Origin of the sequence: Glutamicibacter sp. ZJUTW (assembly GCF_008370855.1) — a bacterium.
In the GTDB taxonomy this organism is placed as follows: domain Bacteria; phylum Actinomycetota; class Actinomycetes; order Actinomycetales; family Micrococcaceae; genus Glutamicibacter; species Glutamicibacter nicotianae.
On sequence record NZ_CP043624.1, the window covers coordinates 499,017 to 511,574 of the forward strand.

At 62.3% G+C, this 12,558-nt stretch carries 11 protein-coding genes and 1 tRNA gene; 5 read left to right on the forward strand and 7 right to left on the reverse strand.

Annotated features, from left to right (window positions below; genetic code table 11):
• Positions 1 to 30 precede the first annotated feature (30 nt).
• Both F0M17_RS02475 and tadA read right to left on the reverse strand, forming a co-directional pair.
• A tRNA-Ser gene (locus tag F0M17_RS02475) sits at positions 31 to 118 on the reverse strand.
• Between the two features lie 94 nt (positions 119 to 212).
• The gene (tadA, locus tag F0M17_RS02480; RefSeq protein WP_073707459.1) at positions 213 to 689 is read right to left on the reverse strand and encodes a tRNA adenosine(34) deaminase TadA; all 477 of its coding nucleotides are present in this window, start codon (positions 687 to 689) and stop codon (positions 213 to 215) included.
• Positions 690 to 858: 169 nt separating this feature from the next.
• Here tadA and upp point away from each other — a divergent pair, with 169 nt between their 5' ends.
• Positions 859 to 1,506, forward strand: coding sequence for a uracil phosphoribosyltransferase (upp, locus tag F0M17_RS02485; protein WP_038992355.1), 648 nt, complete (start codon positions 859 to 861; stop codon positions 1,504 to 1,506).
• Positions 1,507 to 1,541: 35 nt separating this feature from the next.
• Here the strand turns inward: upp and F0M17_RS02490 are convergent, their stop codons facing one another.
• Complete coding sequence (locus F0M17_RS02490; protein WP_038992353.1) at positions 1,542 to 3,053, reverse strand: cell wall metabolism sensor histidine kinase WalK; 1,512 nt, start codon at positions 3,051 to 3,053, stop codon at positions 1,542 to 1,544.
• Positions 3,050 to 3,790, reverse strand: coding sequence for a response regulator transcription factor (locus F0M17_RS02495; protein ID WP_149596322.1), 741 nt, complete (start codon positions 3,788 to 3,790; stop codon positions 3,050 to 3,052). Before F0M17_RS02495 ends, F0M17_RS02490 begins: the two co-directional genes overlap by 4 nt.
• 616 nt (positions 3,791 to 4,406) lie before the next feature.
• Here F0M17_RS02495 and F0M17_RS02500 point away from each other — a divergent pair.
• The 4 genes from F0M17_RS02500 (at position 4,407) to F0M17_RS02515 (ending at position 8,766) form a co-directional block, all read left to right on the forward strand.
• Positions 4,407 to 5,192 (forward strand): winged helix-turn-helix domain-containing protein, encoded by a 786-nt coding sequence (locus tag F0M17_RS02500; protein WP_066144014.1) that lies wholly within the window; start codon positions 4,407 to 4,409, stop codon positions 5,190 to 5,192.
• A gap of 69 nt (positions 5,193 to 5,261) precedes the next feature.
• Positions 5,262 to 5,789, forward strand: a complete 528-nt coding sequence (locus F0M17_RS02505) for a histidine phosphatase family protein (protein ID WP_066144017.1) — start codon at positions 5,262 to 5,264, stop codon at positions 5,787 to 5,789.
• Between the two features lie 227 nt (positions 5,790 to 6,016).
• Complete coding sequence (locus F0M17_RS02510; protein WP_149596323.1) at positions 6,017 to 7,144, forward strand: DUF1611 domain-containing protein; 1,128 nt, start codon at positions 6,017 to 6,019, stop codon at positions 7,142 to 7,144.
• 8 nt (positions 7,145 to 7,152) lie between these two features.
• Entirely contained in the window at positions 7,153 to 8,766 is a 1,614-nt protein-coding gene (locus tag F0M17_RS02515) for an ABC transporter ATP-binding protein (RefSeq protein WP_149596324.1), read from the forward strand.
• Here the strand turns inward: F0M17_RS02515 and F0M17_RS02520 are convergent.
• The 3 genes from F0M17_RS02520 to F0M17_RS02530 are packed head-to-tail and all read right to left on the reverse strand — an operon-like array spanning position 8,763 to position 12,525.
• A complete protein-coding gene (locus tag F0M17_RS02520; protein WP_149596325.1) occupies positions 8,763 to 9,374 on the reverse strand; it encodes a TetR/AcrR family transcriptional regulator in 612 nt (203 codons plus the stop codon). The two genes, F0M17_RS02515 and F0M17_RS02520, sit on opposite strands and share 4 nt — an antisense overlap.
• The gene (locus tag F0M17_RS02525; protein WP_149596326.1) at positions 9,371 to 11,701 is read right to left on the reverse strand and encodes a YhgE/Pip domain-containing protein; all 2,331 of its coding nucleotides are present in this window, start codon (positions 11,699 to 11,701) and stop codon (positions 9,371 to 9,373) included. The genes F0M17_RS02520 and F0M17_RS02525 overlap by 4 nt, the downstream gene beginning before the upstream one ends.
• Positions 11,698 to 12,525: an ABC transporter ATP-binding protein gene (locus F0M17_RS02530; RefSeq protein WP_210416689.1), complete on the reverse strand. Its 828-nt coding sequence runs from the start codon at positions 12,523 to 12,525 to the stop codon at positions 11,698 to 11,700. The genes F0M17_RS02525 and F0M17_RS02530 overlap by 4 nt, the downstream gene beginning before the upstream one ends.
• Between the last annotated feature and the right edge of the window lie 33 nt (positions 12,526 to 12,558).

Genomic DNA, 12,558 nt, shown 5'->3' on the forward strand with positions numbered 1-12,558 from the left:
GAATCACAAGGATCCCGGGGCTATTCTACGCGGTGACGGTGGGATTTGAACCCACGGTACGGGGTTACCGTACACAACATTTCGAGTGTTGCACCTTCGGCCGCTCGGACACGTCACCAGACCTGATAACTCTATAACGAACATCAGGTGAAAACAAAAACGAGAACGCTGTTTTTGGCTTGAAGTGTTCCGAAACACATCAACGTCGGCTCCTAGCCGCGCTTGCCCCGGAAGAATTCACGCAGCAGCTCTGCGCATTCGTCTTCCTTGACCCTCGAGTACACCTCGACCCAATGGTTCAAGCGCGGTTCACGGACGATGTCGAAAACCGAGCCGCAGGCCCCGGCCTTCTCGTCCCAGGCCCCGAAGACCAGCTTGGGAATGCGCGAAAGGACGATGGCCCCGGCGCACATGGCGCAGGGCTCCAAGGTCACCACCAGCGTGCAGTCCGATAGGCGCCAGCCATCGTCTTGCCCTGTGGCTTCCAGTGCCTTGACCGCATTGCGGATGGCGACCACCTCGGCATGCGCTGTAGGGTCCTTGACCGCCTCGCGCTCATTGCGGCCGGTGGCCAGCACTTCGCCTTCGGGGGAGAGGATAACGGCGCCGATGGGCACGTCATCGGTGGCTAGCGCTTTGCGCGCTTCAGCCAAGGCGAGGTCCATCCAAGCATCAAATTCGTGCACCATAGTGCTTTCACTTTACGTGTTTTGCGACGGCTGCCGGGCTCCGGGAGCGTGGATCACCGCCCGCTGCACTGAAGTTTGCTGTTTCCTTGGGCACACCAAAGACCTTTAACAGCGCGAAATCGAGGATTTCTCTCGATTTGGCCGAGGCGGTGCTGATAGATTTCTACTTATGCGCGTACAGGTAGTCGACCACCCACTGGTGGCACACAAGGTTTCGGTTCTTCGTGATAAGAACACCCCCTCCTCGATTTTCCGCCAGCTGACCGACGAACTGGTCACCCTGCTGGCTTATGAAGCCACCCGCGAGGTGAAAACCGAAAACGTTGAGGTGCAGACCCCGGTCGCCACCACCACCGGCACCTCGATTGCCAAGCCAACCCCGCTGGTTGTCCCGATCCTGCGTGCAGGCCTGGGCATGCTCGAAGGCATGACCCGCCTGGTCCCAACCGCTGAAGTCGGCTTCCTGGGCATGGCCCGCAACGAGGAAACCCTGGACATCATCACCTACGCCGACCGCGTGCCAAACGACCTGACCGGTCGCCAGGTCTTCGTGCTTGATCCGATGCTGGCCACCGGCGGCACACTGGCTGAGTCCATTAAGTTCATTTTCGAGCGAGGCGCGGAATCCGTCACCTGCATCTGCCTGATCGCCGCTCCTGAAGGTGTCGAGCGCCTGAAGGAAATCCACGGTGGCGACGACCGCGTGCACATCGTGCTGGCGGCGATGGACGAGAAGCTGAACGAGAAATCCTACATCATCCCAGGTCTGGGCGATGCCGGTGACCGACTGTATGGCGTGACCCCGCCGATTGCCTAGCATCAGCTAAGCCATGCGTCCGGAGGCTGCGGTGACTACACCGCAGCCTTCGGCGTTTCTTCATCAGTTTCGGGTTCGTCCAGCGGCAGGCGGACTTCGAAGACGGTGTCTCCCGGCGTGGAGGCCACCGTAATGCTGCCGCCATGGGCTTCGACGATGCTCTTGGCGATCGGCAGGCCCAGCCCAGTGGTGCCATCGGAGCCGGAGCGCGCCTTGTCGGCGCGGGTGAAGCGCTCGAACACCCGGGGGAGGAACTCGGGGGCAATGCCTTCACCGGTGTCGTGCACCCGGATGACCGCTTCATCGGTGTCCTCATCGCGGTCCACCGATACGGTGACGGTGTTCCCGGCGGTCGTGTGCTTGCGTGCGTTGGCCAGGAGATTGGTAATCACCCGGCGCAACGAGGCCGAATCGCCGTAGACGAAGGTCTGCGGGGCCTGGCAGTCGAACTCCCAATGATGGTCGCTCGCGGTCAGCCTGAAATCTTCGGTGATATCCGCGGTCAGCGAGCACAAATCGATCTTGCTGCGCTTGAAAGCGTTCTCTTCGTCCAGGCGGGCCAGAAGCAGCAGATTCTCCACCAGCGAGCTCATCCGGCTGCTTTGCTGCAGCACCCGATCCACCGAGCGCTGCCCGTCAGGGGAGAAATGCTCGGTAGCGGAGAGCAGCTCGGTGTAGCCGCGGATTGCCGAGAGCGGCGTGCGCAGCTCGTGCGAGGCATCGGCGACGAACTGGCGCATCTGGGCCTGGGATTTCTCGCGGGCGGTCAGTGCGGTGGCGACGTTGCTGATCATCGCATTCAGCGCATTGCCGACATTGCCCACCTCGGTGCCGGGGATGGCATCGCGTGCGGGCACACGCTGGGTCAGGTCCACTTTGCCCGAATCGAGATCTTCGGCGGCGACCGAACCTGCCACGGCGGCCACACGCTTGAGCGAGGCCAGCGAACGCGAGATGAGCCATGAGCCGGCCAGGCCTGCACCGGCGATCAGGATCAAGGCAATGAACAGCGTCAGCCACGCCATGCCGCGCAGCGCCAGGTCGGTGCCGTGCAGGGGCAAGCCGACGATCAGGATGCCGTTGGAGCCGGAGTCCTTCACGGCGACCAGGTAGTAGTCTCCCACGGTCAGGTGGGCGCGTACCGGCTTGAACTGCCCTCCGGCACGCAACGTGCTCAGTTCGAGATCCACCATCGGGATGGCGTCTTCCTGGCTCAGCTGCTTCAGTTCGCCGGTGCGTTCATCCAGCACGCCGCCGTTGAAGACGTACTTGTCGACGAATCGGGCGGTCAGCGTGCCGGCTGACTGGCCCGGAGCATCCAACCGGGAGTTCACCGCTGGCGCGCCCTGCGAATAATTCAGCGCGCGTTCGGTGGTGAGCCGCAGCTGGCTGTTGAGCTGGTCCATCAACGTCTGGCGCATGCCGGCGTTGTAGAGCAGGCCGAGCAATACGGATACTGCGGTGACCGAGGTCAGCAGGATGAGCAGCAGCTTGCGCTGCAGCGCGTGCGGCGAGCTCACCCTGGTATTCGGGGAAAAGAAGCTCATGCAGCCGGCTTCAGCACGTAGCCGACACCACGCACGGTATGGATCATCGGCTCAGCATCAACATCGATCTTCTTGCGCAGGTACGAGATGTACAACTCGACAATGTTCGCCTGCCCGTCGAAATCGTAGTGCCAGACGTTGTCCAGGATCTGCGACTTGGACACCACTCGGCGGGCATTGCTCATCAGGTAGCTGAGCAAGTCGAATTCGGTGGCGGTCAGCGAAATTTCGCGGCCTGCACGCGATACGTCGTGCGAGTCCATGTTCAGCACCAGGTCGCCGACCACTAGTTCAGCGGAATCTGCGGTGGCCGCGCCTGAACGTTCCACGAGACGGTGCAACCGGATCAGGACCTCTTCGAGGCTGAAAGGCTTGGCGACGTAGTCGTCTGCACCCGCGCCCAGGCCTTCGATGCGATCCTCGACCGCGTCCTTGGCGGTCAGGAAGAGAACTGGGATCTCCGGGAAATGGGTGCGCACCTTGCGCAGCACTTCCGGGCCGTCGAATCCGGGCAGCATCCAGTCGAGGACCAGGACGTCAGGGGCCAAGGAGCGGGCGGTCGCCACTGCTTCCGGCCCATCGTGGGCCATCGTGGCTTCCCAGCCGAGCATGCGGGTTCCCATGGTGACCAATTCTGCCAGCGAAGGTTCATCATCGACCACGAGAACTTTGATTGCCGTGCCGTCAGGGTGGGTCAGCCGAGGCAATTGCGAAGGTGAAAATCGAGATTCATTCATGTTTATCAGCTTGTCCTATTGCCATGGGCCGAGAATATGTTTTTGCTGTGTGCAAGCTATGACTGCAAATCGATTTTATGCGGAGAAAACCCAAACCGATAGTGGTTAATTTGGTCAACCCCTAAGAACGACGAATGATTGAAGCGTGGACAAGAGGGAGTGATGAATGGATATTCAGGCCTCTGAATGGACTAGGCGAAATGACGAAGTTCAATTGAAAGCTTGAGCATATTGTTTAGTTAAGCGCTTAGACAGTCCAGAATTGCCTAAAGTGGCGTGCGTCACGTTTGGAAACATTCGTCTCACTATGCGGACACGGGTGTCCATTGTTACTTGCAAGTTGTCAATGTTACGAGGAAACTAGAGGTGTGAGTACGGCGCAGAACAGCAAAGGCACCTCGAATAACGACCTCGAATTGCCCGTGATTGTTCTCAACGAATGCTCGGCGTCCTTGGCGTCCAGATCGAATTGCGAGTGATTCGCAATCCGGATTTTGGGTGTTATTGACGGGAAACCCAACTGCTGAACGTGGACGAAGGCCGCGGACAGCGCAAGCAAAACCCGAAGCATGAGCGCCAAACCACTTGGCCTTCGCACTAAAAGAGGAAAAAGATTATGTCGGCTGGTTCCGGATACGTCCACGTTTCAATTCGCAATGCGCAGAACCGCGCAGCAGCTGCCCAGCGTGCAGCTTCTGGCAACTATGCACCAGCGGGCTATCGCCCACTGCGCGCAGTTTCCAATGTTCATGAAACTCGTGATGCATCGCATCAGCCAGCTCAGGCTCCAGTGCAGCCAACCGGCCAGCCGAGCGCCGATACCTCAGCACGCGGCTTCGTGCTCTACGTAGGCCTGGATGAAACCGCAGCCCAGGCGCAGGGCACCTCGCTAGGCAAGCTTGCCACCCAGGTGCGCGCCTTCCTGGCCACCCTGTCGCCGCAGGCACAGACCCACGCCGCCGTAGCGCTGGCACCAACCAGTGCGCAGGGCGAGCCAATCGATGTTGTTCGCCAGGCACTGGGCGACCCGACGATTTCCCGCCGGCCTCGCGCTGAAGCCCGCCCATCCACCCCGCGCCCATCGGGTGTGCTGATTGACCTCTCGCGCCGCGAAGTCTACCTGGATGGCGAAACCCTGAACCTGACCTTCAAGGAATTCGAGCTGCTGAACTTCCTCGTGGAAAACGGCACCCGCACCGTAGGCCGTGAAGAGCTGCTGGAAAACCTGTGGCGCAACGCCGAAGAAGTCCCCAATGAACGCACCATCGACGTGCATATCCGTCGCCTGCGTTCGAAGCTGGGACGCCTGGCCAACACCGTGCGAACCGTGCGCGGCCAGGGCTACCGCTTCTACGAGCACCCAGAAGTGGTCGTCTGGGCTGCTCCGGAATACTCCATCTAGCAGTTGCTGACAGCAGTGGCGGGCAAACCGGGTTCGGTTTGCCCGCCACTGCTGTCTTAAGCTGGGACAATGAACACCATTCACTCCCGCAAGCTCATTCTGATGCGCCACGCCAAGGCCGACTACCCGCTAGGCGTCGCGGATCACGACCGGCCGCTGGCAGCCCGCGGCCACCGCGAGGCTCCCGCCGCCGGAGCCTGGCTTGTAGAGAATGGCCTGATCCCGGACTACATCATCTGCTCCGATGCGCTGCGTGCGCGCGCCACCTGCGCGTGGGTGCTGTCCGAGCTTGGTGAAAAGGGTCCAACCCCCTACATCGACTCGCGCATCTTCACCGCGGGCGTCTCCCAGCTGTGCTCCATCATCAATGAGGTCCCGGATACGGTCAGCTGCCTGCTGGTGATCGGGCATCAGCCGGTGCTGCAGGAATTGGCGTTGCGCTTGGCCGCTATGGACTCGGATGAAGAAGCCGTCTACGAGCTGGCGATGAACTATCCGACCCTGGGAACCACGGTGCTGGAAACTTCGCACCCGTACTCGCATTTGGATGCCCGTGATGCGCGCGTCACACATTTCACCGCACCTCGGCCTGCATGAGAGAAGTCTCATCAAGATTTTTCTAACGCACTAGTCAGCATGTAAATAAGTGATGATCTGGATGTATGAGAAGCAGATGATAACCCTCTCATCGAATCCACCTCGTCGTCTCATGAACCGTTCACTTTGAGTTCACTATTGCTCGTTTCACTAGGAATCGTTGGCAGCACAGCCAGCACCGGCACACGGCAACCGCAGGCCGGAAACAGTGAAAGAGGAACAGGCAAATGGCCATCATCGCAGAATCGCTTCCAACGCAGACCACCGCAGCCCGCAACGAAGTGCAGCAGCAGATCGATGCACAGCGTGCTCGCACCATCCGCGCCGCCTACACCACCCGCTTTGTCGCAGCCGAGCTGCAGCGCAACCCCCAGGATTTCCAGGTCGTGCGCCGCGCGAACATGGCGCCTCGTGCCGGCGACGTCGTGATTGCCACCGTCACCGAGCTGGGCAAGCACACGCGCCTGCAGTCCCCGGTTTCCCGCCGCCAGCTGATGTTCGTCGGCCAGGAGATCATGGTCGCCTACGGCGACCGCTACGCACCGGACCAGTTCCTTGCCCATGTGCCGCAGAACCTGGGCCCCTGCCAGCTGGTGGCCGGCGGCGGCGTCGCCAGCGAAGTCATCGAGCAGCACGCCACGATCGACATGGCGACCCAGCTGCAGCCAACCGGCCTGCTGATGCGCCACGGCAAGGTCGTGAACCTGGCGGACTTCGCACCGCTGGGCATCGAGGACGATTCCCCGCGCCCGGCGCAGGCCGGCGCCCAGCGCCCGCCGGTGATCGCGGTGCTGGGCACCTCGATGAACTCCGGCAAGTCCACCACGCTCGGATGCCTGGTCAACGGCCTGGTCAACTCCGGCATGGCAGTTGCCGCAGGCAAGGCCACCGGCACCGGAGCAGGCAACGACCCGGACCTGTTCACCGATGCCGGCGCCTTCAGCGTCTGCGACTTCACCGACTTCGGCTTCCCGACCACCTACCGCCTGGACTACGAAACCGTCCGCGACCTGCTGGTGGCGATGATCCGCGAGCAGAGCGCCACCGGCGCGGACGCAGTGGTCATCGAGATCGCCGACGGCCTGTTCCAGGGCGAGACCTCCCGCTTGCTGCTCGACCCGGTCTTCTCCGAGCACGTGGACCGCGTGCTGTTCAGCGCCCAGGACGCGCTGGGCGCGCTGGCCGGCGAACGCATCCTGCGCGAAGCAGGCCTGGATGTTGCCGCGGTGTCCGGAGTGCTCACCGCCTCCCCGCTGGCCGCGAAGGAAGCCCAGGCGCAGCTGGCCACCCCGGTCATCGGGACCTTCGACCTGTGCCAGGCCGAGGTGGCCGCCGCGCTGCTGCCAACCCGCTAGGAGCCGCAATGCTGGACCAGAAGACCGCCGCCGCGCCGGTGGCCCAGCCCGAGCGCCTGCCGCCACTGGTGGCGCCCGGCCGGCGGATGCTCCTGGCTGGACTGCTCAGCCTAGGCGTTCTCGCCGGCCTGCTCTCGATTGCCATTGGCTGGCTGATCGGGCAGCTCTCGGCCAGCCTCAGCGCCGGGGCGCTAGCCGCGGTGCTGGGCCTGGTGGGCTGCTTCTTCCTGGCCAAATACGCTGAACGGGTGCTGGCCGAGAAGCTGGGCCAGCACTATGTGGCCCAGCTGCGCCGCGGGCTGGTGGCCCACGCTTTGCGCAGCGCGCGCGGCCCGTCCATGGGCATTACCATTGCCCGCTCCACCAACGACCTGTCCTCGATCCGCAACTGGATTGTGCAGGGCATGGTCCCGCTGGTGGCCGGCCTGCCGCTGCTGATCGTCAGCGGCACGGGGCTGTGGTTCCTGCATCCGCTGCTGGCCCTCAGCCTGGGCGCGACGCTGGTGCTGGAAGGCATCCTGCTGGCGGGCCTGGCCGGGGGGACGTTCCTCAGCGCCCGGACCCTGCGCCGGCACCGCGGGAACCTGGCTGCGCGCATTGCCGATACCGTGGCCGCGCGGACCGCGATTGCCGCCGGGGGCGGCATCGAGCGGGAAGTGCAAAGGGTTCAGGACACCTCGCAGAAGGTGATTGACGCGTCGGTGCATCGCGCCCGGTTCGCCGCGGCCCTGCGCGGCGGGGCGCTGGCCATTCCGCTGCTGGGTACCGCGCTTCTCGTGGCCGCGGCCGCGCAGGCGCAGCTTCCGGCAGCCGCCGTGGCGACCGCGCTGACGCTGATGGGAATCTGCGCCGGAACCCTGGGCGAGTGGGGCCGCGTGGTGGAGTACCGGCAGAATTACAAGGCTGGCCGGCGCATCATCGCGCCGCTGCTGGCCGAGCAGGATCGCTGGCAGGCCAGCGAAGCATCGCCGGTGAGCACCCGCGATGCGAAGGAGCTGATGCTCCAGCCGTCCTCAGTGCGCATCCAGCTTCCGGAATCGATGGCCGGGAAGTTTCCCACGCTGCGCGCCCAGCCCGGGCAGCGCATCGCGGTGCGCGGAAACCAGGGGGACTGCGCCGCATTGCTCGCGGCCATCGCCACCGGCAGCCTGGCTCATGACGCCGACCCGCAGGCCGGGGTGTGGATCGCCGAGGGGCGAAGCGAGGATTTGCCTGCGACCGGCCGCCGCAAGCTGATCGGCGCCGCATTGGAGTCCATGGTTCCCGAGCGCGGCAGCGTTGCCCGCGCGCTGCGCTACCGCCATCCGGGCGCGTCGCTGCGCAAGGCAGTGGCACTGGCGGAAACCTGCGGGCTGCAGATGGCCCACCTGCCCGATGCGGAGGAAACCCGCTTGCGCCGGGGCGGAGAACCGCTGAATTCCGCGCAGCAGGCCTCGCTGCTGGTGGCGCGGGCGCTATTGCGCGAACCGCCGCTGCTGGTGCTCGATTCGCTGCTGGCCCGCCTGCCCGATGCTGCCTATGCCACGGTGGCCGAATTGCTCAACGACTATCCCGGGGTGCTGATCTTCAGCGGCGAATTGCCGGGCATCAGCGAAACCGCCAGCTGGGAAGCGCGGGCCTAATTGCTGGCTGGTGGACGGGTGGCACGCAGCCCGTCCACGGTGAGCAGCACGGCGCGCACCGTCTGCTCGCGGTCCAGATCGGTCCGTCCCGAGGCGCGCATGCGGGCGGTGAACAAGGCGGCGCCGAAAATGCTGGTGGCTACCGACAGCTTCTGCTCCGGGGCGAGCACCACGAGGCGTTCGAGGACCTCGATGATCAGCCCGGTCACCTGCGTATTCAGCGGGGTGCCGGCGAATGCATTGGCGGTGTCGGCATTCAGCTGCTCCTGCATCCACAGATGGGCGAAGGCCGGGTAGCTGGCCACGAAATCCATGGCGAATTCCAGCATCTGGCGCAGCGCCAGGTAGGGGTCTTCCGCGGAAGCAACGCGTGCCAGTTCGCCCATGAGCTTCTGCGCGCCGTAGCTGAGCAGCTGGCTGACCAGCTCGTCCTTGGAACCGAAATTGTAGTAGACGGTGCCCTTGGAAACGCCGGCGGCCGCGGCGATCTCGTCCACCGAGACGGACTCGGGGGAGCGCGAACCGAGCAGCTTCATGGCCGCTTCGAAGAGTTTTTCCTTCGAATCCGTGGCGCGCACGCGGCGGCGCTGGCCGGTTGGCGTTGTCATTCTTTCAGCTCCGGCTGCAGTGTTTTCAGGGTCCAGGTCTTGCCCTTACGTACCGCGAGCATGCTCAGCAAGAGTCCGATCGCGGTGTAGATGAGCAATGAGCCTGCGACCGCGGAGAGCACATTCAATTCCGCTCCGTACACCAGGTGACGCAGTCCGACGACCACATTACCCATCGGCAAGATCTGGTGCAGGAAGTGCAATGGCGCTGGCAGGGTCTCCCACGGGAAGGTACCGCCGGCGGTGACCAGCTGAAGCACCATCAAGACGAGCACCACAAACTTGCCGGCAGTTCCTAGCAGGGCGAAGCAGCCTTGGATGAGGGCGCTGAAGCACAGGGCGGCGAGTACCAGAAGGAACCATGCCATCCATGGGTGCGCCGTGTGTAGACCCAGTCCGAAGTGCACCACTGCGTAGAGCAAGCTGGTCTGGATCACGGCAACGGCCGCGAATGGTATCCAACCACCGAGCGAGATCTTCCAGTTGCTGCCGTTGGACAGCAGTGCGCGCTTGGTAATGGGGCGCATCACCTGCGTGAGGATCAGTACACCGATAAAGGTCGCCAGCGTCATGAAGAATGGGGCTAGACCCTCACCATAGACTTGGGCTTCGGACTGCTTGGTGTTCTCCACCGTCACCGGGTTACCGATCACATCGGAGAGCTCTTCACTGGTCTTCTTATCGGGGTTAGGAACCTGCTTGACGCCGTCATCCAGGCCCGTGGCCAGCTCGTTGGAGCCATCTTGGAGCTTGGTGGTACCGTCGGACAGATCGCCGACACCATCGGAAAGCTGGACCAAACCGCTGTGGAGCTGGTCGGCGCCGGTCACCAGGGAACCGGCTCCGGAATCCAGCTTCTTGGCACCCTCGGAGGCCTGGGTCGCACCGGTCAGTGCGGACTTCTGGCCTTCGGCCAACTGCTTGGCACCGTCGTGGGCACTGTCCGCGCCGGTGGCAAGTTTCGCTGAGCCGTCAGCGGCCGAGGAAATTCCGTCCACGAGGCTTGGTACCGCAGCGTTCAGCGTCTTGGTGCCCTGGGCAAGGGTGCCCAGACCGGTAGCTAGCTGTTCGTTACCATCGGCGACCTTGTCGGCACCATCCGAGAGTGTCTGCAGGTTATCTTGCAGTCCTGCAAGGCCGGTGTTGACCTTGTCCACCTTGTTCTTCAAGGTGTTGCTCAGCGTCGAGTTCTCCACGCTATCGCTGACCTTGGACTTGATGGTGTCTGCTTGCTCTTGGGTCAACACACCGTCGGCCACCAGCTTGTCCAGCTCGGCCTGCGTATCGGTCTTGACGTTCTGCAGTTGCTTGTCGGTTTCGTCCTGCAGCTCGTTGATCACCGAGATGGCGTCATCGGCGGTGTCGGAGAGCTGCTTATTTCCATCGGCGACTTGACGTGCGCCGGTGGCCAACTGGTCGGCAGCGCTCTTGGCGCTCTGGGCGCCATCGTTGAGCTGTTTGACCGAGCTTGGCAGGGTCTTGGTCTTGGATTTCATGGCGCTCAAACCATCGCTGAGCGTATCTGCACCGGTGGCTAGCTCTCCGGTGCCATCGGCCAGAGAATTGCTGCCATCGAGCAGTTTCTTCTGACCTGTGACCAGCTGAGAAAGGCCACTGGAAAGTTCGCTGGTTCCATCCTTGAGCTGGACAGCACCGTCGGAGAGTTCACTACTGCCATCAACAAGCTTGGTGGTGCCATCGGCCAGGGTCACGATGCCATCACCTAGGGTGATCGTGCCGTCGTAGAGCTGTTGTGCGCCGTCCGCGGCTTTATCCATAGAGCTGTGAATGTCTACAAAGCCGGCGATCATCGCCGACGCGGTTTCGGTGCCGACTTCTTCGGAGACCGAAGTGCGCACCGAGGTGGTCAGGGTCCGTGCGAAGTTGGAGACCATGAAGTTATTCGCGTCATTGGTCAGCAACTCAATATTGGCCTGGCTGGCATCTTTGAAGTCGCCGGGGGACAGCAGCGCAGCGGTGAAATTATCGGGTAGAACGAGGGCGAAGGCGTATTTGCCGCTGGCCACCGCGTCGGCGGCTTCGTCTCTCGAATCGAGATGCGCCCAGCTGAAGGTCCCATCGTCTTCGAGGTTCTCAACGACATCGTCGGCGACACGGGTGAATTTGCCGTCCTTTTCCCCGCCGTCATCGAGATTAACGACGGCCGCGGTGACCTTGTCTAAGTTTCCCTGGGGGTCCCAGTTGGCGTAGAGGTAGAGGGCACCATAAAGCAGAGGTACACAGGTCACCGCGATGAGCGCCAGCTTTGGCAGGGTGCCACGGGTCATGCGCTTTAGCTCGGAGAGCGCAAGTTGCAAAGTGGTCATTCTTTTTCCTTCGCGTCGCTATCCTCTGCGACAGTTGGTACTGCGTCGCTGTGTTCTGCCGGTGTGGATTCTTGCTCCGCGGACTTGGGCTCCACTGTTTCTGGAACGTCTAGATCCAGCTCATCTTGAACAGATTCTTGCGACAAAACCTCTGTTTTATCGGGTTCCTCTAGTTCTGCAGGCGCTTCAGAATTTTCGGGCTCTTCTGGCTCTTCTAGTTCTTCGGGTTCTTCTGGCTCTTCAACCAGAGGTTCTCCGGAGATGAGCGCGGTGGCTTCTTCCGGTGATTCAAATTCTTCGTACTCGTTGGATCCCAGGTAAGTGATCGGTCCATCCCACTCGTAAGGGGCGTTACTGACAATGGCGACGATCGCGAATGCGCGGTTCGAGCCAGCAAATTCAAGCAGGAGATCCAGCCAGACATCATCTTGCATGTCGTGGCGATCAGGGGAGTCAAGGACTATAAGTTCGATGCGGGAGTCTTCTGCGGCCAGTAAAAGTTGCAGTTCCAACCGGCGGGCGGGATCTAGGGAATCTGCCCAATCCTTGGCCACATCATCGAATCCGTGCAGTGCCGTCCACTTTTTATTGCGTGGTTTTTTCCAGATCGGGCCCGGCAGAAGGGCGAGGTCTTCGGCGATGAGATCGCGGACCTTCATATGTGATTCAGGTTCGTTGACCTCTGGAGAATCCAGGAGGGCAGTGTGCTGGCGCAGGGTTTTCAGGGAGTCAGCGTGACCCCACGAGACGGTCCCCGTAGATGGTTTCATGCGCCCGCTCAGGGCTAGGGCCAAGGCGGTACGTGAGATTTGCGGGTCGGCCACCACAAGGTGTACCTCTCCGCGAGTTACTTGAAG